General features: G+C 37.9%; 21 protein-coding genes. 10 read left to right on the top strand and 11 right to left on the bottom strand.

Annotation, left to right across the window (positions count from 1 at the left end; translation table 11 throughout):
- The first annotated feature begins 5 nt into the window (after window positions 1-5).
- Complete coding sequence (locus E4O07_RS07035) at window positions 6-392, top strand: type II toxin-antitoxin system HicB family antitoxin (RefSeq protein WP_253684753.1); 387 nt, start codon at window positions 6-8, stop codon at window positions 390-392.
- Window positions 393-436: 44 nt separating this feature from the next.
- Here E4O07_RS07035 and E4O07_RS07030 read toward each other — a convergent pair whose 3' ends face one another.
- The gene (locus E4O07_RS07030; protein ID WP_253684752.1) at window positions 437-1,141 is read right to left on the bottom strand and encodes a DNA alkylation repair protein; all 705 of its coding nucleotides are present in this window, start codon (window positions 1,139-1,141) and stop codon (window positions 437-439) included.
- Between the two features lie 98 nt (window positions 1,142-1,239).
- Between E4O07_RS07030 and E4O07_RS07025 the strand changes: the two genes are divergently transcribed.
- The 9 genes from E4O07_RS07025 to E4O07_RS06985 all read left to right on the top strand — a co-directional run bounded on the left by E4O07_RS07025 (window position 1,240) and on the right by E4O07_RS06985 (window position 12,882).
- Window positions 1,240-1,512, top strand: coding sequence for a BrnA antitoxin family protein (locus E4O07_RS07025; protein ID WP_253679674.1), 273 nt, complete (start codon window positions 1,240-1,242; stop codon window positions 1,510-1,512).
- 28 nt (window positions 1,513-1,540) lie between these two features.
- Window positions 1,541-2,854: an ABC transporter substrate-binding protein gene (locus E4O07_RS07020; protein WP_253684751.1), complete on the top strand. Its 1,314-nt coding sequence runs from the start codon at window positions 1,541-1,543 to the stop codon at window positions 2,852-2,854.
- A gap of 5 nt (window positions 2,855-2,859) precedes the next feature.
- Window positions 2,860-4,983, top strand: a complete 2,124-nt coding sequence (locus E4O07_RS07015; RefSeq protein WP_253684750.1) for a methyl-accepting chemotaxis protein — start codon at window positions 2,860-2,862, stop codon at window positions 4,981-4,983.
- Between the two features lie 80 nt (window positions 4,984-5,063).
- The gene (locus tag E4O07_RS07010; protein ID WP_253684749.1) at window positions 5,064-6,128 is read left to right on the top strand and encodes a flagellar motor switch protein FliG; all 1,065 of its coding nucleotides are present in this window, start codon (window positions 5,064-5,066) and stop codon (window positions 6,126-6,128) included.
- Window positions 6,129-6,192: 64 nt separating this feature from the next.
- On the top strand, window positions 6,193-6,873 hold the full coding sequence (locus E4O07_RS07005; RefSeq protein WP_253684748.1) for a tetratricopeptide repeat protein: 681 nt from the start codon (window positions 6,193-6,195) through the stop codon (window positions 6,871-6,873).
- A complete protein-coding gene (gene mfd, locus E4O07_RS07000; RefSeq protein WP_253684747.1) occupies window positions 6,874-10,341 on the top strand; it encodes a transcription-repair coupling factor in 3,468 nt (1,155 codons plus the stop codon).
- Window positions 10,342-10,366: 25 nt separating this feature from the next.
- The gene (locus E4O07_RS06995) at window positions 10,367-11,356 is read left to right on the top strand and encodes an ABC transporter ATP-binding protein (protein ID WP_253684746.1); all 990 of its coding nucleotides are present in this window, start codon (window positions 10,367-10,369) and stop codon (window positions 11,354-11,356) included.
- Window positions 11,353-12,108, top strand: coding sequence for an ABC transporter permease (locus tag E4O07_RS06990; RefSeq protein WP_253684745.1), 756 nt, complete (start codon window positions 11,353-11,355; stop codon window positions 12,106-12,108). Before E4O07_RS06995 ends, E4O07_RS06990 begins: the two co-directional genes overlap by 4 nt.
- Entirely contained in the window at window positions 12,109-12,882 is a 774-nt protein-coding gene (locus E4O07_RS06985) for an ABC transporter permease (RefSeq protein WP_253684744.1), read from the top strand.
- Window positions 12,883-12,889: 7 nt separating this feature from the next.
- Here the strand turns inward: E4O07_RS06985 and E4O07_RS06980 are convergent, their stop codons facing one another.
- From E4O07_RS06980 to E4O07_RS06935, 10 genes are all read right to left on the bottom strand, one after another.
- Window positions 12,890-13,477, bottom strand: coding sequence for an HD domain-containing protein (locus E4O07_RS06980; RefSeq protein WP_253684743.1), 588 nt, complete (start codon window positions 13,475-13,477; stop codon window positions 12,890-12,892).
- Between the two features lie 60 nt (window positions 13,478-13,537).
- Window positions 13,538-14,842, bottom strand: coding sequence for a TldD/PmbA family protein (locus tag E4O07_RS06975; protein ID WP_253684742.1), 1,305 nt, complete (start codon window positions 14,840-14,842; stop codon window positions 13,538-13,540).
- Window positions 14,842-16,224 (bottom strand): TldD/PmbA family protein, encoded by a 1,383-nt coding sequence (locus E4O07_RS06970; RefSeq protein ID WP_253684741.1) that lies wholly within the window; start codon window positions 16,222-16,224, stop codon window positions 14,842-14,844. Before E4O07_RS06970 ends, E4O07_RS06975 begins: the two co-directional genes overlap by 1 nt.
- A gap of 14 nt (window positions 16,225-16,238) precedes the next feature.
- Complete coding sequence (locus E4O07_RS06965; RefSeq protein ID WP_253684740.1) at window positions 16,239-16,505, bottom strand: HPr family phosphocarrier protein; 267 nt, start codon at window positions 16,503-16,505, stop codon at window positions 16,239-16,241.
- A 12-nt stretch (window positions 16,506-16,517) separates the two neighbouring features.
- Entirely contained in the window at window positions 16,518-17,507 is a 990-nt protein-coding gene (hprK, locus tag E4O07_RS06960; protein ID WP_253684739.1) for an HPr(Ser) kinase/phosphatase, read from the bottom strand.
- A gap of 140 nt (window positions 17,508-17,647) precedes the next feature.
- A complete protein-coding gene (locus E4O07_RS06955; RefSeq protein WP_253676748.1) occupies window positions 17,648-17,938 on the bottom strand; it encodes an HPF/RaiA family ribosome-associated protein in 291 nt (96 codons plus the stop codon).
- Window positions 17,939-18,026: 88 nt separating this feature from the next.
- Complete coding sequence (locus E4O07_RS06950; RefSeq protein WP_253684738.1) at window positions 18,027-18,884, bottom strand: murein hydrolase activator EnvC family protein; 858 nt, start codon at window positions 18,882-18,884, stop codon at window positions 18,027-18,029.
- Window positions 18,884-19,420: a cyclic nucleotide-binding domain-containing protein gene (locus E4O07_RS06945; RefSeq protein WP_253684737.1), complete on the bottom strand. Its 537-nt coding sequence runs from the start codon at window positions 19,418-19,420 to the stop codon at window positions 18,884-18,886. Before E4O07_RS06945 ends, E4O07_RS06950 begins: the two co-directional genes overlap by 1 nt.
- Window positions 19,421-19,439: 19 nt before the next feature.
- Window positions 19,440-20,636 carry an HD domain-containing protein gene (locus E4O07_RS06940; RefSeq protein ID WP_253684736.1) on the bottom strand — a complete coding sequence of 399 codons (1,197 nt, stop codon included), beginning with the start codon at window positions 20,634-20,636 and terminating at the stop codon, window positions 19,440-19,442.
- Window positions 20,633-21,442, bottom strand: coding sequence for a hypothetical protein (locus E4O07_RS06935; protein WP_253684735.1), 810 nt, complete (start codon window positions 21,440-21,442; stop codon window positions 20,633-20,635). The genes E4O07_RS06940 and E4O07_RS06935 overlap by 4 nt, the downstream gene beginning before the upstream one ends.
- Window positions 21,443-21,444: the final 2 nt, after the last annotated feature.

The following is a 21,444-nucleotide window of genomic DNA, read 5'->3' as shown; positions in this document are numbered from 1 at the left end:
AGAAAATGTATTTATATCCGGCAATATTTTATAAAGACGAAACAGGCGGGTATTCCGTAGATTTTTATGATTTGGAACTGGCTACTTGCGGCGATACACTTCAGGAAGCTTTTGTTATGGCTGAAGAGGCTTTAACCGGACGCATACACTTAATGTTAAAAGATAATGAAAAGCTGCCTATACCGACAGAATTCGCTAATATTAAAAAACCTAAAGAAGCGGAATTTATTACTCTCATCAAAACGGACAAAAAATATTTAAAGCAAGATAAATGTCTTAGAAAAAATGTATCTCTTCCGGCCTGGCTTGCAGAAGCTGCCGAAAATGCCAATTTGAATTTTTCGCAAGAATTGCAAAATGCTCTTAAAGCAAAATTGCAGGTTGGAGTATAGCAAACAAAAAGTTTATTTAACCGCAAGGGGCATCAAAATAATTTTTATTGTGTTCTCACCTTCATCCCTCGCAAAAGTTCTTTTACCTCTTTAGGAATTTGATAGCTTTCGATTGCTTTTTGAATAGCCTTGTTGTGGGTGAAGGTGTCAAGTTTTTTTTCTTCGATGTATGGGATGGCTGTCTTGTATTGCTTGACGAGGGCAATGCTGAAGTACCAAGCTATCATCATGTTTACATAATAATCGTCTGATCTGATTTTTGAAACAAGCTCAAGCATTTCGGGTTTAAAATGCTCATCAAGATAATTCGATAATAAAAGCCCTATAGCGTACCTTACGGTATAGGTATGTTTCGATTTTATCCACACCAAAATTTTTTTGTAAATTTCTTCGTGGTATTTTTTAAACAGTTTGGGAGAGAAGCTGTCGCAGGTTGCCCAGTTGTCGATGTAGGGCAAAAACTTTTCGGTTTCTTTTACCGCTTCATCAAAATCTTTTATATTTTCAATAAAAAAGCAGTGCAGGTTGTTCTCTTCAAAGTACTTGTGCGGCACATCCTTCATAAAGGCCGATACCGCTTCCGGTTCCGACTTAAAAAACTCCTTTGCAAATTTACGTAAGACAGGCGTTCTTATGCCTATCATAGTATTTTCATCAATATTAGGAATCAGCTTTTTATTAAAGTCCTTGTACTTTTTATCTTCAAATGAAAAAAGTTTAGTTTGAATTAATGTTTGTTTTGTTTTCATCGAAGCTATTATACCGCTTTTTTTAATTTTTGTCGAGGAGAATAGGCCGGACTTGACAAAATACTATTTTGTATATACAATAAAATGCGGGAAAATCAATGAATATTACGGAAGCTAAGAAAAACTTAACAAAAGAAAAGATTGAAGAATTAAAAGCTTTAAATGATAGGCCGATAGATACTTCAGACATTCCTGAACTAACAAAAGCTGATTTTTTGGAAATGTACCGCCCTGTTAAAAAGCCTTTATCAATAAGACTTGATTCCGATATTATTGCTTGGCTTAAATCATACGGAAAAGGTTACCAAAGCCGTATAAATACTATTTTAAGACAAGCTATGAATACCGATAAAAAAGCAAATGTTTTTTAACGATTAATATTATACTGAGAGGTTTTATATGAAACTTTTAAAAAAGAAATCTTTATGTATTTGTTTTGTGATGTCTTTTTTAATTCTTGTAGGATGTATAAACAAAGAAAAGAAGCAGGTTACTGCCGAAATCGAATTTTGGAGTTTTCCTAATTTTACATCTGAAACAGGAGAAAGCGGCGGTTTTGAAAAAAGCCTTATCGAAGCCTTTCAAAAAGAATATCCGGGTATTAAGGTTAATTTTACGCTTATAAGTTTTGCAGACGGGCAGGCAAAAATCGAAGCTGCAATAGCTGACGGCAAGGCTCCGGATGTCGTTTATGATGCACCAGGTCGCATTCTTGCTTGGGCAGCAGCGGGCTTACTGGAACCGTTGGATGATATTCTTGCAGCCGAAAAACCTTATATTACCACAGGACTTTTGGAAATTTCCGCCGGTAAAGACAGGCGTTCGTACATGTATCCCATGCATGAAGGCCCTTTTTCCATGGCCTTCAATAAAGAGATGCTTGAAGATTTGGGACTTATAGATCTTTTACCTTATAAACGCTTGGATCGGCGCTGGACTGTAGCCGAATATGAAACGCTTCTTAGATCTTTAAGAGAAAAACTGCCTAAAGAAAAAACACCCGGAGTTTTTTATTATAAAACTATGGGAGGTGATCAAGGCACAAGGGCTTTTTTGGTAAACCTATTCGGAAATGCTAATCTTTTAAATGAAGACTATTCAAAATATATTTTTAATTCTACTCAGGCCGTAAAAAATTTGACATGGACCATAAATGCAATGAATGAAGGCCTTTTGCTTGACGGTGCAGAGCTTACTTCCAATGATGCAATTTCCATGTTTGCAGAGTCAAAAGCGGCTCACACTATTTTATATTCACCCCAGCTTAATAAAATGTATGACGGAAAACGAAACTATAAGGGTAAAGATTTTACTCCGATTTATATGCCTTTCCCGAATGATTCTTCTGCGCCTTTACTGGAATTTTTAGCAGGCGGAGCATGCGTGTTTAAAAGCTCCGATAAACAAAGAATAGAAGCCGCAAAACTGTTTTTAAAATTTGCTGCAACCGATGAAGTTTGGGCAGGTAAACTTGTAAAAGCTTCAGGAGGTTTTCCGGCTACATCTAAAATTCAAATTGAAACTTCCGATGACGAAATATTATATAATTCTGTACTTCAAAAATTCTTTGGGCAATATTATAATAATATAACCGGATTTTCAAAAATGCGGGAATATTGGAATAAGGCATTAAAGGAAGCTTCATCCGGTAAAGATATCCAAAATGTTCTTAACTCTTTTGTAAAAGATGCGGACCGTACGCTGGGAGAATAAAAATTATGAAACAAAAAAACGAAAATACAGGCGGAAGATTAAAATTATTTTCAATAAAAAATAAGATGATAGGGGTTTTTATATTTTTTGCCGTATCTCTTTTAACGGTAATATGTATAATATCGGTATACCTTGCTTCTTTTTCTCTTATGCGTAATACCGAATATTTTATAAATGAATTAGCTGAAGGTTCTTCTAAAGTTTTAAATGAGAGGGCAGATTCAATATTCAAAAAGTTGGATACATTTTCAAATATGCCGATCATTCAAGATAAGGGAATTTCTTATTCACAGAAAATTGATTTTTTTAAAAATGAAATCCAAATGCTGAAGCAAAGCGGGTGGCTTAGTTTCGGAATAAGCGGACTTGACGGTATTTTGTACACCACAGACGATAAAGAGGAAAACATAAAAAATGCCGAGTGGTTTAAATCCGTCATAAAAGGAAAATATGTAATTACGGAACCTGAAATGTCTTTAACAAAAAGAAAATATGTTTCTATAATTGCAATTCCCCTACGTGATTTACAGGGAAAAATTGTGGGCACTATTAATGCTTCCATTTTAGGCGACTCTTTATCTAATTTAATAAGCGATATAATTGTCGGTAAAACGGGGCAGGCTTATCTTATAAGTCCTTCCGGAATTATTCTGGGAAGCCGCAGGCCGGAAATTTTATATAAAAATTTTTTTGCCGAAATATTAAATTCGAAAGAAACGGATTTTTCGATATTCTTAAAAGATATGCTCACTTCAAAAAAATCGGCTGTAAAAGTTTCTAAAATAAACGGAATAAAACATATTTCGGCCCTGTCTACAATGAGATATTCGGGATGGAAATTATTGATAACGGCTCCTTCTTCAGAATTTATTTCGGAGAACGTATCCAACTTTTTAAATATTTTTATCCTTGTTGCCTTATGCGGTATACTTATTGCGGTACTTATAGGATTTTTTACCGCAAACAATATTGTTAAACCTATTAACAAAGTAATTGGAGTTCTTAAAAATATTTCTCAAGGCGAGGGTGATTTAACCGTAAGGCTGCCTCTAATTGGTAATAATGAAATTACGGAACTATCCGAATATTTTAATAGAACAATCGAAAAAATAGGAAATTCAATGCAGTCTGTAGGGCTTAACAGCCGCTCAATGGCCGAAATCGGTTCTAACCTGGCTTCAAATATGAACCGGACAGCCGATTCCGTTCATGAAATTACTGAAAATATCAACGGCGTAAAACAACAGGCTTTGACACAAGCATCAAGTGTTACGGAAACGGCCGCCACAATTGAACAGATAATCAAAACAATTAAGCAACTAAATGCCTCAATTGAAAATCAGGCTGAAAGTGTTTCACGCTCGTCGGCTTCGATTGAGCAGATGACTGCAAATATTGCTTCAATAACTAAAACCTTGGAAAAAACCGATGAACTTATTAAGACTCTTGCCGAATCAACTGAAGACGGAAAAGAAACCGTTTCTAAGTCAAATAGAGTAACTCAAAAAATTGCAGAAGAATCAGGCGGGCTTTTGGAGGCAAGCAGTGTTATTCAGCATATTGCAAGCCAAACAAATCTCTTGGCTATGAATGCCGCGATTGAAGCCGCTCATGCAGGAGAAGCAGGAAAAGGGTTTGCCGTAGTTGCCGACGAAATCAGAAAATTAGCCGAAGAGTCAAGTGCTCAGGGAAAAACAATTACGGCGACTCTTAAAGCTTTAAGCGGCGAAATCGATTCCTTATCTGCATCTTCTAGAACGGCTGAAGAAAAATTCGGCTTAATTTTCAATCTTTCAGAACAAGTAAAATCTATGAGTGAATCTTTAACGCAATCAATGCGTGAACAGGAAAATGCAGGTGTAGAAATTTTAAATGCAATAAAAAATATTAATTCCGTAACTATTGAAGTAAACAACGGCTCGGCTGAAATGTTAAGAGGCGGTGAGCAGGTTGCTGAAGAGATGACTAAATTAGATGAGTTAACCCGAAAAATTACGCTAAGTATGAATGAGATGGCTTCGAGTGCTGTCCAAATAAGTGATGCAATGAAGGAAGTCAATGAAATTACGCAAAAAAATAAAATCAGTATTGAGAATTTGGCATTTGAGGTTAATAAATTTAAAGTATAGAGCTCCTTGAACAATTTATAACTTTTCTTTACCCTTGCTATTTAGAGCTAATCTATGCTATAATAGCCCCTGAGGTTTTTATGAGCGATATTGAAAGTCAAATGCTAAAGAAGGGGCTTATAAAGGTTCCCATTGCTGAAAGTACGGAAAAAGAAAGTCCTTATAAGAAGGTTGCAAAATTCCTTTTTATAATCGGGGCGGAACAGGCGGCCGATGTTTTACGGCAGCTCAATAAGGAGCAAATAGACAAGGTTGTAGCCGAGCTTGTTACGGTTCAATCAATAGACAAAAAAGAAGCCTACGATATTCTAAACGAATTTAACGATATCTACAATAAAAACAAAAACCTTTTGGGCGGTGTCGATACGGCTAAAACCATTTTAACAGAGGCCTTCGGCGAGGCCAGGGCTGAAGAGATTCTTGAAAGTGCCGTGCCTCCCAAGATGCCTGTGCCCTTTGAATATCTTGAAGGCATGGATAAAGACCGCCTGACACGAATACTGCAAGGCGAGCTTCCGGCTACAAAGGCCATAGTCCTTTCGCAATTGGAGCCTAAGCAGGCTGCGGCTTATATAAGTTCCATCGAAGATGAGGACGAAAAAAAAGACATCATTTTGCGCCTTGCAAAGCTTAAAAGAATAGATGTAGAAGTTCTCAATCAGGTAAGCGAGGCCTTAAAGAAAAAACTTGCCGATGTAAATTTAAACCGCACAAGCTCTGTTGACGGAGTTTCCGTCTTGGCCGATATTTTGCGTAAACTGGATTATGAAACAGGCTCCAATATCTTGGACTCTTTAGATCTTGAAGATGAAACCTTGACTGAAACTATCAAGCGTAAACTCGTTACACTCGATGATGTGATAAACATGTATCCCAAGCACATTCAGTATCTTATCTCGCCCATGACCGATAAAGAATTGGCTCTTTTAATCCATAATCAAAGTGAAGAATTCAGAAAAGTAATCTTGGCAAATATATCTAAGAGCCGCGCTTCTTTGGTGCTCGATGAAGAACAGTACATGGGGCCTGTTCTTAAACGCGATCTGAATAATGCCGTCAACCTCTTCTTAGCCCGTGTCAAAAATGAGGCGGAACGGGGCAGGGTTTCCATCGTAAAAGACGAAGAAGATAAGTTCGTGTATTAGACAGGCTTGTGCTCCCCGATTGAATAAAGTATAAATTTATGTAAAATACTATACGGAGAAAATTATGATAACCGGAAAACGTTTTAAATTTATTCTATTAACTTTTATTTTTACTTCAGGCCTTTTTTTTACGGAGGCCGGCCTTCTTTTTGCACAAGATAAACCTGACGCTCTAAAGCTTTATAGGCAGGGCCGCAGTCTTGATTCTATAGGGAGACGGGATGATGCCAGGACTGCTTATTTATCTGCTATCGAAATTTGCCGTAACGAATTAAAGGTAAATTCTAAAAACATGGATTCTTATGCCGTATATACGTGGTGTCTTTTTCGATTAGGAAGATATAAGGACACTGAGCTGGTGTGTAGTGATGCCTTAAAAATAGGGAAGGATGCCCGAATTATCGAAACATTAGGGGAAGCTCAGTTTTTCCTTGGAAACTATAAGGACTCTTTGCGGAACATGGAAATGTATATCGAAATGGCTCCCAACGGAGAGCGTATAAGCGTTGCCCATTTTTTTGTCGGCGAAATTTACCGAAATACCAAAAAGTATCACAAGGCCGATATAGCTTATTCTATTTCGGTTCACTTGGAGCCTTCCAACTCTCTTTGGTGGTATAGACTCGGAATCGTCCGTGAAGCGGCCGGGGAAAAAGAAGGTGCGATTGCGGCTTATCAGACAGCCGTAAAACTCCGTCCCGATTTTAAGGATGCAGCTGATGCCCTCAAACGAGTAAGAATTTAAATGCCTCAGCCTCTAATAGATTCCTTACAAAGTTCTATCCGCTCATGGAAGGATATGAAAAATGCCTTCGATGAGATAGATGAAAATTCTTATCCCTACAACCTCACAGGGATTTCGGGAGGCCTTTTCGGTTTTTTTTTAACGGAGTATCTGTATAGAACCCGCAAGCCCGTCCTCGTTGTAGTGCCTACCGAAAAGGAAGCTGAGGCCGTAAGGGCCGACTTGGATTTTTCCGGAATAGAAAATTTTGTTTTGCCTTGGTGGGGCTCTCTTGCCTATAGGCCGATTTCGCCGACGGCTCCCGTTTTTTCGGAAAGAGCCGAAGTGCTGATCCGTTTGTTGGAATCCGGGAATGAATCTTATGCAAAAAATAAGCCTCCCGTTTTTATTAGCTGTCAGCGCTCTTTTTTAACTCCGGTTCCTCCGGCCGATTATTTAAAACAAAACAAGGTAGAAATCTCTGCCGGTTCAAGTTTGGATATTTTAAGCGTTGCAGAGCTTTTAACCCTTTGGGGGTATACAAGGGTTCCTCGTGTAAGCGTGAGGGGGGAGTTTGCCCTGCGCGGTGAAGTCTTGGATATCTGCCTTGCTTCCAATTCGGGCTCCGAAAAAACGGCCTACCGAATTCAATTTGATTTTGACAGGGTAGAAAAAATAAAGAGCTTTGATATAGCAAGTCAGGGTTCTTTAGAAGAACATAAAAAGATTAACCTTTATCCCGTAAAAGAAGTTATTTGGAATGACGAGCGTATCGATTGCTTGGAAAAAAATTTAAAAACCTATTCGGAGTTCTCCGAAAACATTTTAAAGATTGTTGATGCCTTAAAAGAATATAAAACCTTTGAGGGAGAAGAAATTTTTTATCCGCTTGCATTTGAAAAAAGCTCTTCAGTTTTGGAATATGCGGAACTAAATGAGATTCCTGTTTTTTATGCCGATTATGACAGACAAAAAAATTCTTCCGAAGTTTTACTTAGAGAATACATGGGGCTTTATAAAAAAACAAAAACTCAATTTGACGAAAACGAAAAACGAAAGGCCCTGATTTCGGAATATCCCGAACCTCAACGCATCTTACTTCAATTTGAAAGCAATGTACAAAAATATAATAAGTCGATTTATTTTAGAACGCTTGCTGAACAAGAAAATAAAACAAAAACTCTTAAATTTAAAACCGATCCGCCCCGCAGTTTTTTCGGGAACATAGTTTATTTGCGGGAAGAATTAAATAACCTTTTAAACGATAATTGGTCTATCTTTGTATTTGCCGAAAGCGATAATCAGGCTCTCCGTATCGAAGAGATTTTGCATGAAGAGCGGATAAAGATTTTGCCATACAACCTTTCAGGCGGCTTCGGTATTCCTGATCTAAAAATTTTGGTAATTCACGAAAACGAAATTTTCGGCCGCCGCAGAAGAATTCCAAAATCGGTAAAGACTGCAAAGAGTTCCGTTATCGATACTTTCATCGAATTAAATCCGGGAGACTATGTTGTTCATGTAAATTACGGCATAGGAAAATTCCGCGGTATCGAGCGTGTTAAAATTTTAGACACTGAAAGAGATTATATAAATCTTTTATATGCAAACGATGAAACCGTTTTTATTCCGATTGAGCAGGCCGACCTTGTTCAGCGTTATATAGGAAACGAAGGAGAGGCTCCACACCTCGATATCCTCGGCTCCAAGTCTTGGGAGAACAGAAAAAACAAGGTAAAAAAATCGGTTGAAGATATAGCGGCAAAACTCATCGACCTTTATTCCAAAAGAAAGGCGAGTACCGGTTTTGCTTTTCAAAAAGACGATGAATGGCAGACGGCCTTTGAGGCTGCCTTTCCTTATGAAGAAACCGATGACCAGCTTACCTGCATAGCCGAGGTAAAAGAGGATATGGAAAAACCAGTTCCTATGGATAGGCTTATCTGCGGTGATGTAGGTTACGGTAAAACCGAGGTTGCAATGCGCGCGGCTTTTAAAGCCGTTATGAGCGGAAAGCAGGTTGCCTTTTTGTCTCCTACAACTATTTTGACGGAACAGCATTTTGAAACTTTAGATAAGAGGTTTAAAAACTTTCCCGTAAAGCTGGCCCGTCTTTCCCGTTTTGTTCCAAAGGGAGAACAAAAAAAAGTTTTGGAAAAATTAAAAAAGGGCGAAGTTGATATTTTGATCGGAACTCACCGCATAATTCAAAAGGATGTTGTCTTTAAGGATTTGGGTTTGATGATTGTCGATGAAGAACAGCGCTTCGGTGTTAAGGATAAGGAAAGATTAAAACAGATGAAGCACAATGTGGACTGTCTTTCTCTTTCTGCAACTCCAATTCCGCGCACCCTTCACATGTCTCTTTTAAAAATAAGAGACATGAGCGTAATTGCAACTCCTCCTCAAAACAGAAAGCCTGTCGAAACCGTTATTGCCGAGTTCAATGCCGAAAAAGTTGCCGAGGTTATAAGGCGGGAATCTTCTCGGGGCGGGCAGGTTTTTTATCTTCATAACAGGGTTGAAAGTTTAGATGAAACTCTTTTTATGCTTCAATCCCTTTTGCCTGAGATTATGATTGAGACAGCCCACGGTCAAATGTCTCCGAACCAACTTGAAGAAATTTTTGAACGGTTTAGTATGGGCGGTTTTCAGGTTTTAATTGCGACCACCATTATCGAAAACGGTATCGACATTCCGAATGCCAACACCATCATCATAGACAGAGCCGACATGTACGGCGTTTCCCAGCTTTATCAGTTGAGGGGAAGGGTAGGCCGCTCCGATAAAAAGGCCTATGCCTATCTTTTATATCCTGACGATAAGGCCCTTTCCGAAATTGCAATGAAGCGGCTTCAAGTTATTTCCGACTTTACCGAGCTCGGTTCCGGCTTTAAAATTGCGATGAAGGATATGGAAATAAGAGGAGCCGGAAATCTTTTGGGCAGGGAACAATCGGGCGATATTTATTCCGTCGGCTTCGATTTATATTTGCGCCTTTTGGATGAGGCTGTTCAAAAACTTCAAAACCAAGATTATGAGCCCGTTCAAGAATCCGTTATCGAGCTTGAGTACTCGGGCTTTATCCCCGATTCCTATATTTCAAGTCCCGAAACGAAGATGGAAGTTTATAAAAAAATTGCCGCCGTCAAGGTGCAGGGAGACCTCGACAGGGTCTACTCCGAAATTCTTGACCGCTTCGGCCCCGCACCCTCCGAGGTGGAAAGCCTTTTGGCACTTTCCGAAATAAAAATTATCTGTAATCATCTTTCGATTGCAAGCCTAAAAGAAAGAAAGGCCGCCGTCCGAATAGAGTTTGCGCGCGTATCAAAAATATCGGTAGATAAACTTTTGCGCATGATAAAAGAATCCGCAGGCCGTGTAAGCCTTGACCCCAAGGCCCCGAATGTCCTCATCCTCCAAACGGGCAAGATAGGCTTAAAAGAAAAAAGCGAATTCATCCGCGAAAAACTCGGCAGCTTGATGTAGGGTAAACCGCAAAGGAAAAATAATTATGCTTGAACTTAAAGATATCAATAAAACATATAAAACTCAAGAAAGAAGATTCGGATTTTTAGGTATCGTAAAAGATATGTTTAAGGCCGATTATTCTGAGGTTAAGGCTTTAACGGATATTTCTTTTAAGATTGAGAATAATGAAAATGTTGCGATAGTCGGCAAAAACGGTTCAGGGAAATCTACCTTGATAAAAATTATTTCGGGTATTTTGCGGCCTACGAACGGAGAAGTTTTATTTAATCAAAAAAATATTTATGAAAATCAAAAAGAATACAAACGGAATATAGGTGTTATTTTCGGTCAAAGAAGTCAGCTCTACCAAAATATGATTTTTAGAGAATCTTTAGAACTTTTTAGGCTTATTTATAAAATCGAAAAAGATGAAGCAAATAAAAGGCTAGACAGTCTTATCGATTTGTTTAAACTTGAAAACCTTTTAAAAAAGCCCATTAGAGAAATGTCTTTAGGACAAAAAATGAAATGTGAAATCGCTTTGGTTTTATTTCATAATCCTAAAATCCTTCTTTTAGATGAACCGACAATAGGTTTGGATCTTGAAGTAAAAGAACAATTTTATAATCTGATAAAAACTTATAAACAATCTAATGATATTATTTTAATTTTAATTTCTCATAATTCCGATGATATAATCAATCTGTCTGAAAGATTGTTGGTTTTAAACAACGGAAGATTACAAGAAGATATAAGAACTCATGAATTTATAGAAAATTACGATAAGTCTAAAATTGTTACACTTTTGTATAAAAAGAATATTGATTTAACCCAAAAACTACAAAACAATTTTAATATAAGAGAAAAAGATCTTCAAAAAAACAGTATTTCATTTGAAGTTGACAAACAGATTACAATGGAAGAAATTTTTAATTCTTTAGATGATAAAGAAAATATTTATGATATAAAAATTGAAAATGAAGATTTTTCTAAAATTTTATTAAACTATTACAAGGATAAAAAAACGGAATGAAATATTTACTTGGAATTATTTATTTAAATATTAAACAGCACTTGTATTTTAAAATATCGGCCGTTTTTTCTATATTTTCCTTGTTGTTTTTATTTTTAATAAAATCTTCAATTTGGTCGCAAATAGGAAATACGGATTATATTTCTTATTTTGCAATTATAACTATAGTCGGTTCTTTTATCGTCGTAACTACCGATAGATATTTTCAAACTATTTATCAAACCGGTTCTATTTCTTTTCTTTTATTAAGACCGATTAATTTCGGTCTTAATATCTTTTTAAAAGATTTTGCGGCAGCTATTACAAGATTTATATTAAAATCTCTGCCTTTGCTTATAGTTTTAATTTTATTTTTTGACGTGAACATCTATTACGGTGCCCTAAATTTAAGTTTATTTATTTTTTCAGCTTTTTGTGCATATTTATTTAATTGGTTTACGGCTTATATTGTCGGTTTGTGCGTTTTCTTTTACGGTAATAATGAGGGGTTTATTCAAATTAAAAATATTTTATTTTTATTTTTTTCAGGGTCCTTGATTCCTTTTGATTTTTTTCCTAAAACTTTACAAAAAATCTTAAATTATCTACCGTTTCGAGTGCTGTATCAAATTCCTATTGAGGTTTTAAACAGCACTAATTTAAAATCATTTAGTTTAATATCAAGGCAATTATATTGGATATTTTTACTTTTGGTGTTTACCTGTATTTTTCATAGAAGGGCAATAAAAAAAATAGAGATAATGGGCGGCTAGATGAATTATTGTTATAAACTTTTGGTTTTAAAAATAAAAGAGCAGCTTTCTTTTAAAAACGATTCTGTTTTATGGTTAATCGTTCGAGTCTTAAATTCCATAATGGGAATATTGGTTCTTGTTTTTATTTTTAACAAAACTCTTGATATAAAAGGTTTTAATAGAGAAGAATGTTTGTTAATTTATTCTTTGTACACAATTTCCGTCGGTATTTTTTATTGTTTTTTTGCTTGGACACTTTGGTATTCAAATACTTATATACTGCAAGGTAAATTAAGTTTGGTATTAACTCTTCCGGTTAATCCTTTTTTGTACATCACTTTTGATAACTTTGCCTTATCTGAAGTTTTTGGAATTGTTACAGGTTTATCAATTTTTATATATTCGGCTTATACTTTAAATTTAGGCATAATAACCATCTTATCCTTATTCTTATTTTTAGCTGCAGGAACTTTCGGCATTATCGGCATATTTTTGATAGTCTCATCTTTTTCTATAAAATATCCTAAAATAGAAGAAGCTTTTTCGCCCCTAATGGATATGCTCGATTTTGCTCAATACCCCATATCTATTTATAATGCGTTTATCAAGTTTATTTTAACCTATGTATTTCCTGTCTCAATGATAGCATTTTATCCGGCTGCTTTTAGCTTGAATAAATATTCATTTAATATTAAATTTATTTTTTTACCGATATATTCCATAATTATATTTATAATCGGTTATCTATTCTTTATGAAAAGCATAAAAAAATATGAAGGCACAGGGAGTTAAGAAGAAATTAAAATTTATATTCCGGGCCGATTCCGAGATTATCTATATCCAAGCCGGATTTTTGTTCAAAGTATTTTTTTAGTTCGATATGTTTGTCCCATTTGTCTTGAGGATAATAGCCGTGGCGTTTTTTGACGTCGCCCATTCTCTCTTCGATTTTTGCAGAGCCTTGAGGGAGAGCAATGCTGTCGCATAGCTGAATGAGCCTGTCGTAGTCATCATATTCGTATTCGTCGATAAGCTTTTTTATTTTTTTATAAGCTTCCGGGCCGACATCATTTTTGCCTATGTAGGTTTCTATATCTTTTATGGAAAAGGAATGAGTTATACATACTCGGGCGGCTTCATCATAGCCTAATTTCATAAGATATTCATAGCCGTCTATCACATGGGCTAGGGCGGTTACGCCCTCCTGCCGTCCTATATCGTGGAGAAGTCCCAAGATATAAGCCTTGACGGGATCCAAGTCCTTACAGGCTGAAGAGATTTTTTGTGCACACTTGCCTGCAACTATGGAGTGTTCCCGCCAAGGTCCGGGATTTTTTAAATAGGCTTCTTCAAGTAATCTTTCAGCTTCTTCTTTAGAAGGTAACATTTTTTATCCTTAAAATAAAACCGCCTCAACCTTAATAAAGGCCGGGGCGGTCTTTTCATTTTACTTTCCTGAAATAGTAATTCCCGTAGAATGCATCCACGGAACTATTGCATTTCCATAGTCTACTTTTTCTTTTGAAACCGAAATTATATCGCTGAACATTTTTACGATGTTTCCGGCTATCATCGTTTCGGAAAGAGGTTTTGTAATTTTGCCGTTTTCGATGAGGTAGGAGTTTTTTGCAACACCCGAAAAGTCTCCGTTTGCCGCAGGGCTTCCGCCTGAAAAACGTCCGAGTAAAATTCCCTTTTTGACGGCCTTAATCATATCTGTCTTTGCCGTATTTCCGCTTTCGATGATTAGACCCTCTCCTCCCGAAACGCAGCGGGAAAGTCCGGTTTTTTTGGAACCGTAAAGGCTTAAAACAAAATCTTTTAAAACTCCCTTTTCGATGAGGGTTTCGTTTTCAGTCTTAAAACCGTCTCCCGTATAGAGGCTTTCAAGTTCCGTACCCGGCTTTCGAGGGAATGAATGGAGGGTAAATAAATCCGATAATACTTTTTGGTTTAATTTATCCTTCCAAATAGACGTGCCCGTAATTAGCGGCATATTACCCATAAAAAGACCTACCATCGTACCTACAAAATCTATCATGCTCATAGGCGTTATAACTATATCCCCTGTAAATGATCCTGAAAGAGGGGTTGTAATTGTTTGTTCGCAGTTTTCCCTCATAATCTCATCGAGGTTTCCCCAGTCTTTTAAGGGCTTATCCAAATTAAGGTGAGCGGCTCCGCTATAGTTAAAGCTGCTTGTTCCCTTGCCGTCTTTTGCAAAGAACATTGCAGCAAAATTATATATGCCTGAGCTTTGCGTAAAGCGCACTCCGTTCGAGTTTGCAAGAACTTTTTCACTTCGTGTGAAGTCCAAAATACATTGGTTTAACTGGAGGGTAGGATAGGTAGATTTTGTATAATCCAAAAACTCTTTGAGCCTATCATACATTTTTTCGTTATTGGGTTCGCTATCTCCGTAAGAAAGAGTTTCTGCCTTTTGCATAGGAGAAATATCGTTTCCATCATCTTTTTCGGAAGAGCGTGAAAGGGAAACTGCCTTTGCCGCGTTTTCTTTTAATGCCTTTTCGCTTAAATCATTTCCTGAAATATGCCCCTTTTTGCTTTCAACAAGGGAGGTCATCGCAACGGAAATATCCGTAGTACTCCTGTAAAGGCTTAAACGGCCTGCATCAATATTCATTTCGCTTTTTACGCTTTTTGAAACCCTTGTTACTGCCTTATCGGCTCCCTCTTTTTTTATGGTCTCTAAGATAAATTCCGCATGTTTTATTCCGTCAAATCCGCTCATTATTCACGTCCTCCTACTCCGATTTTACACTTGATGGCAGGCCCGCCCATTCCTACATTGATGAGCTGCTTTTTTCCGCACATGCCGGCATTGCTCCAACTCATATCGTCGCTTACCATAGTTACGGTTTTTAGCATGTCGAAGGCAACTCCCGCTATTGTGCAGTCCTTTACTGCTTTGCCGATTTTTCCGTTTTTAATTTCATAGCCTAAAACTACGCCGAACATAAATTCGCTTGTAGAATCGGCCTGCCCGTTTGAAGAGCGTACAAAATAATATCCGTCATCGATGCTCGCTATCATATCTTTAAGCTTATCTTTGCCGGGAAGGATGGCCGTGTTTCTCATGCGTACTAGTGGTTCATCAGAAAACTCGTTGGCTCTGGCATTGCCTGTCGGGTCTACTTTGAAGATTGCTGCCGACTGTTTGTTATGCATGTAGGAGCGCAAAATTCCGTCCTTGATGATTACTGCATCTTTTGCGGCAACTCCCTCATCATCTATCCAAATCGGAACAGGGCAGAGATTGCCGTTGTACTCATAGGCAAAGTCTACGAGGGTTACGAGAGGTGTTGCAACTTCCTTATTCATAAAATCTGCTGCGATAGAGCCGGACATTACAAAGTCGGATTCCGTGGTGTGGCCGATTGCTTCGTGGGCAAGAATACCTGCAAGGTCGGGGCCGAGAACTACGTCGTGAACTCCCGGACGGGCATAGACTCCGGCTGCCTTTTGTTTTAGGTTTTCAACCATTTCGTCTATCTTGGAATAGTAAAGAGAAGGTTCATCGAAAAGGTTTTTAAACTGGCCGCAGCCTCCGAAAACATCGTAAAGGTCTATGGGCTGTCCTTCCGAAAGGAGCTTAAAGCTCATCATTAAATTTGCCCTTGAAATATAGGTGTGGGCATCGGCCTTGTCCGAGGTAATAAGATGCCTTTCGGTTCCGTTTGCCGAGATTCTAAAAATTCTTGATTGAAGTTCGGGATATTTTTTTGCCGTGTAGTTTTCAAGGTCTTTTATAAAGTCTATAGCTTCCTTTTGATCGGCATCCTTGGAAGGATCGTATTTTCCGTAGGTTCCCTGTCCCGTAAAGGCAGGAAGTTCAGCTTGACCGCTTCCCGTTTTTTTAGCTAAGAACTTAACGTTTTCGCTTGCCGCTTTTATAGAAGAGGCTATGGCCTCATCCGTCTGCTCAGGAGATGAGGCAAAGCCCCATACTCCATCCTTAAAAGCGCGGGCACAAACCCCGGCTTTTCGGGCTTGAACATTGTTTACAAGATCTCCGTTTAAAGCTGCGACAGTCATAAATGTATCATCTTGAACTCGAAGCTCTGTGTACTCCGAAAAAAGCCTTGCATGACTCTTTAAATCATCAAATTTCATGGTCTTCCTCCATTTTATTCTTCTTCAAATTTATTGTTAAAAATAGTTTCGATTGCCTCGCAGGCCTCAGCTTCATCGGGTCCGTCACAGGTTAAAGTTATCTCCGTGCCGTAGGCTGCTGCCATAGTAATAATTCCTATTACCGACTTGGCATTGATTTTTGCGTCTTCCCTGCATAAAAAAATCTCCGAAGAAAAGTTGTTCGATTTTTGTGCAATGAGAGCTGCGGGGCGGGCATGTATTCCTGCCCGGTTTTGAACCTTAATAATTTTTGAAATCATAATTTAATCCTTTTAATACGTATCGTCATCAGTGTAGTAGGGTGCCCTTGCCGAATCGGTTTCAATCCATCTGAGCACATTTCTGCTGAATTCCCTTGCAGAAAAATATCCCATACTCTTTAGTCTTTCATTTTTAGCTGCCGTTTCCAAAATGATCGGCACATTCCTTCCCGGTTTTACCGGTATTTCCAACATAGGAATCTTAACGTCAAGAATTTCGGTTGTAAGCTGTTCCGTTCCCAATCTGTCATAAACTTTTTCTGCATCCCATTCTTCAAGCTTTGCAACCAGCTGAATCTGCTTTATTTCTCTTATAGCACCTATACCGTAAAGCCGGCGTATGTTTATAATCCCTAAGCCCCTTATTTCCATGTGGTGGCCTATAATCTTATTGGCTCCGCGGCCTACAAGGGTGTTTCCGTTTATGCAGGAAATCTCGACTACATCATCGGCCACAAGACGGTGTCCCCTTTCGATTAGCTCAAGGGCCGTTTCGCTTTTTCCTACGCCTGAGCTGCCCATTATGAGGATTCCGAGGCCGAAAACCTCTACCAAGACCCCATGAATCGAAATTTTAGGGGCAAAGATATTTGATAAAATTCTTAAAAGGCGCAAGGCCAGCTCATTTGATGAAAGGGTTGAAATCAAAACCGGACAATTGTGCTTGTCGCTTATTTCTAAAAATTCCTTAGGCGGTTTTAAATCGTTTGAAAATAAACAGCATGGAATTTTAAAGGAAAACATTTTTTCGATTGTGGATAGGTCTTTTTTTTCTGTAAGGGTGGCAAGATAGGCATATTCTCCCCGTCCGAAAAGCTGTACTCTTTCATTTGCAAATGAATCGAAAAAGCCTGAAAGGGCAAGTCCCGGACGGTTTATATTAGGCTCGATAATCTTATTTGCAAGGCCCATTCTCCCCGATACGCAGGTCAATTCAAGGGAGTCATGTTTTTTAAGGTCTAATTCCAAAAGGTTGAGCACCGAAAAGCTTATGTTAGCCATGTTTTTACTATACACATTTACGGCTCTTTTGTAAACAGACCTTGCCTGATTTTCTGTCTCTTTTAAAAATTTAAGAGCTTAGAAAATAAAAAGGGGAGCCCCTTAGAGCTCCCCTAAAAATTTAAACCTTAAGCCTAAGTTTATTTCTTTTCTTGAACCTTGTCCTTTTCTTTTTTGACTTTTTGGTCGGCTATATCCATCATTTTATTGACGCCGGCCTCAAACTCATAGTTTTCGGTTGAAACATGGGCTGTGCCCCCCCACCTAAAGTTAATTGTTGTGTCGTAGATAAACTTTTTATCCAGTTTGATAAAGCACTGAATGTCGGTAATAAGATTATCCGCATATTCAATTCTTTTAAACTTTTGATCAAGATAGTTTTTCTGATCCTCGTCCATCGTAAATTTTACTGCTTGAATGTTAATGTTCATAATTTCCTCCACACAATTTCATTGTACTTATAGGATACTACACTTTTGCCGAAAAGTCGAGCATTAAATACAAATAAATGGGAAAAAATTAAAGACCTCTCGGGGCCTTTGCAGGATCAATGGGTTTATTTTTATCGTAGACCATAAAGTAGAGCCTGGCCTTACCTGTCAGCAACTCTACTCCTAATTCTCCCAATTTTTGGCCTACTGTTATGGTATCTCCTTTTTTGACGATGACCTTCTCCATTCCGCCGTAAACATATATGTGTTTTGTCTTAGATTGAACAAAGACGACCTGCCCGAAGCCTCGGTGAGGACCTGTAGATACGACTTTTCCGGAACTGACGGCCTTTACAGCCTGTCCTTTTACCGAATCTATGACGACTCCCGTAATTTTTCCGGACAAGTACGCAACCTTTGAGGCCGGAACGGGCCAAAGCAGCTTGGAATCGGCCTGTTTTGTTGAAGTGCTCGGCTTTACGGCTTTAGAACCCTTATCCGGAGCAGTCTTTGTAATTGAAGTCTTGTCTTGCTTATCGGCTTGAACCTTATCTGTAGGAATCTTTAAAATTTGGCCTATTTTTAGGGGTGTTTTTTCGTTAAGGCCGTTTAGATTAAGAATATCCGAAAATTTGACGCCAAATTTTTTTGCCAAGGCATAAAGGGTATCTCCTTTTTGGATGACATAGGTAAGGCCGTCCGAATTGGTTTTTGTATTGGCTTTTGAAGAATTTTCTACCGGAATTATGAGTTTTTGTCCTATTTTTATCTTTGAAGGATCGCTCAAGTTGTTTCTTTTGAGAATGATATCTATAGGCGTATTATATTTTTTGCTTATAGCATAGAGGGTGTCGCCCTTTTCGATTATATGTACAACATCCTCTGCAAAGGCAGCAAGAGATAAAAATATAAAAAATAAAAGCCGTAAAATGTTTTTTTTATACATTAAGCCTCTGCATTTGGAGGATTAAACATATCAACCATAAAGGCTAAATCTTCCGGAGAGAATTCAAGATTCTTTTCCTGTACCCTCTCTTCATTTGTAGTATTGAGTTTTTGCAATAAGCTAAAAACTATATAGGTTAGGATAACGTTTCCTGCCTTTGGATGAGCATTTATATATGCTGTAAATTGCTCCTTAGATATAAGTAAGATTGTCGAAGGATCTAAGGCATTTACGGTAGCCGTTGCAGGCTGATCTTTAAAGAGGGAGGTTTCACCGAAACTTGCATTGTTTTGTAAAATGCCGATTTTAACATCTCCCCATTTTCCGTTTTTTACTATTTCAAGCTTTCCGCTTAATAATACAAAAAAGCCCTTGTTTTCGGTGCCCTCGGTAATAATGCTTTCGCCTCGTTCATAGGAAAGAATTTCGGAAAAATCTATTATCTGCATTAAATCCGCATCTTCAATGCACGAAAAAATAGCGGTTTGCTTTACTTCTTGGAAAAAAATGTCCCTATCCATTTCTACCTTGTTCATATCTACTCCCTATCTCCCATTAACGGTATGCGTTAAAAAACACATCCGTGCTTAAATTATTTATCTTTGTTCCTACGGGGTAAGCCCCCAGTATGTTTTTACGGCCTTCTTCCAAATGCTTGGAGGTAATTCCATATTTTATTGAGCTTTCAGCTTCAACAAAGGCTGCGATCTGGTCGGCAACTCTTACCAATCTCCCATCAACAGCCTTAAATTTCTTATCGGCATATTTTTGAGATAATTCTTCAAAATTTACAATTTTTACCTGTTTGTCTACAATAACCCTATTTTCAAATTCATCGGATATATAATATAGAACCTCGTCTATAAAAGATTCGTCCATCAAGGGTAAAAGCTCATCCTTGACTATGCGCTCTTCGATTTCTTTTACGACGGCAGGGAGATGGTCTGTTGCCTGTTTTACAGGCGAAATAATATCCCTTGTAACCGCTTCAGGAAGATCATGAAAAAGGGCTGAAAAGAAGTTGTTGTATCTTCTTTCCTTGTTTATGTTTAAGTCGTAACACATTAAGAGGGTTAGGGCGGCAACATAGAAGGAGTGGCCCAGCACTGTTGTCGGGGGAACTCGCGGCGTTTGATTCCATCTGACTTGAAATCTAAGCTTTTCTATTTCGGTTATAAGTTTATGAGGATTTTGGTTTGCAAGTAAGAGCTGAATGCCCGTCAAATCCATAAATTCGCATATTTCTTCCTTTAAAAAGCCGTCTATTTCGGTTAGACGGAAAGCTTCGTTTACCGGTTTTAGCATTTCGAATTCTCTTATCGTAGAATACTTATGAGCTGCCCGTGAAACCTTCCACGTTATGTCATCTTTATCGGGTTCATCAAAAAGATAGGAATGAAATTTACTCTTAAATTCCCCGTCAGGAAAAAGGTTATTATACTTTTCGAAGATCCACTCGTTAATTTTTTTATACTCTTCAGGATATTCTTTTCGGATCCTTCTTTGTACCGGAGCCTTGATGTCGCAAAGGGCTATCTTTCTTAAAATATCGAATACGGAACCGTCGATTATCCTATCCCAATCGATTGTTTTTCCTTTTTTTTCTTCGTATTTGCCGATTATGTAGGCTAAAAAGGTTTTTTCGGCCGTTTTGTCCATTTCGACTATTTCAAAGGGCCGGATAAGATCGTTCCAGCGCTGGATAGAGAAAGCTTCGAATAATTTTAAAACGGTTTTTGTCGTAAAAATCATTTTTTAGGTTTATCCTTTTGCTTTAGATCCTTTTCCATCTTGTCTTTCCAGATTTCGATTTTACGTTTGATTTCTTCAACTTCCCTGTGCTCATTTAAAACCATGTGCACCCTTCTTAAGCCTTCCAAAAAAAGGATTGCAGTGCGGAAGTCGCTTATGTTGTTTGTAACGATTTCGTATTTTTCGCGGTATTTGTCGGCTGCCTTTGTAAAAAGCTTTTTTACAAGGCGGAGATGATAGATGACGGTGTCATAATCTTCCGCAAGAGGGTTTAATCCGGTTTTGCTTATTTCCTTTAGGTCCATGATGTTTTTGGCTACTACTGCAAAACGGGCTTCTATATCTATAAAAGACCAGCGCCATTTTGTATTTTCTCCATAAGCGTCTATTACCAAGTTTATCACCAGGCCGAGCTTTCGTATAAGATAGTATCTTTGTTTTTCGGTAATTTTTGAAATCTGAGCAACCCCTTCTTCATATTCCGAAAAAGGAGCATCTATGAGGTCGGTTACAATTTCTTCAAGATAGATTATGGGCTTATATAGGGTCTTTCGTGCCTCATTTAGAATGTTTTCGTTTTTTCCTCCAAGGAGGGCTACAGAGAGTCTGAATTTGGCCAGATAAAGGGTTGCCAAGTAGATCATCTCGTCGGCAAGTACAAGCCTTTTATAGGCGGCGCCGAAGGTGTCTTTTTTTATAAGCGAAAGAATATTTTGTTCATGCTTTAAAACTTGGTTTATTACCTGCTCATATTCATAAACCCGTTTTGTATACAGTTCCCTGTTTCCGCTTTTTTCCCCTTCCACAA

It is taken from the genome of Treponema sp. OMZ 798 (genome assembly GCF_024181385.1).
Lineage (GTDB): Bacteria > Spirochaetota > Spirochaetia > Treponematales > Treponemataceae > Treponema_B.
The sequence above is the reverse complement of the archived record's forward strand: the minus strand, read 5'-3'. Positions and strand labels throughout refer to the sequence as shown.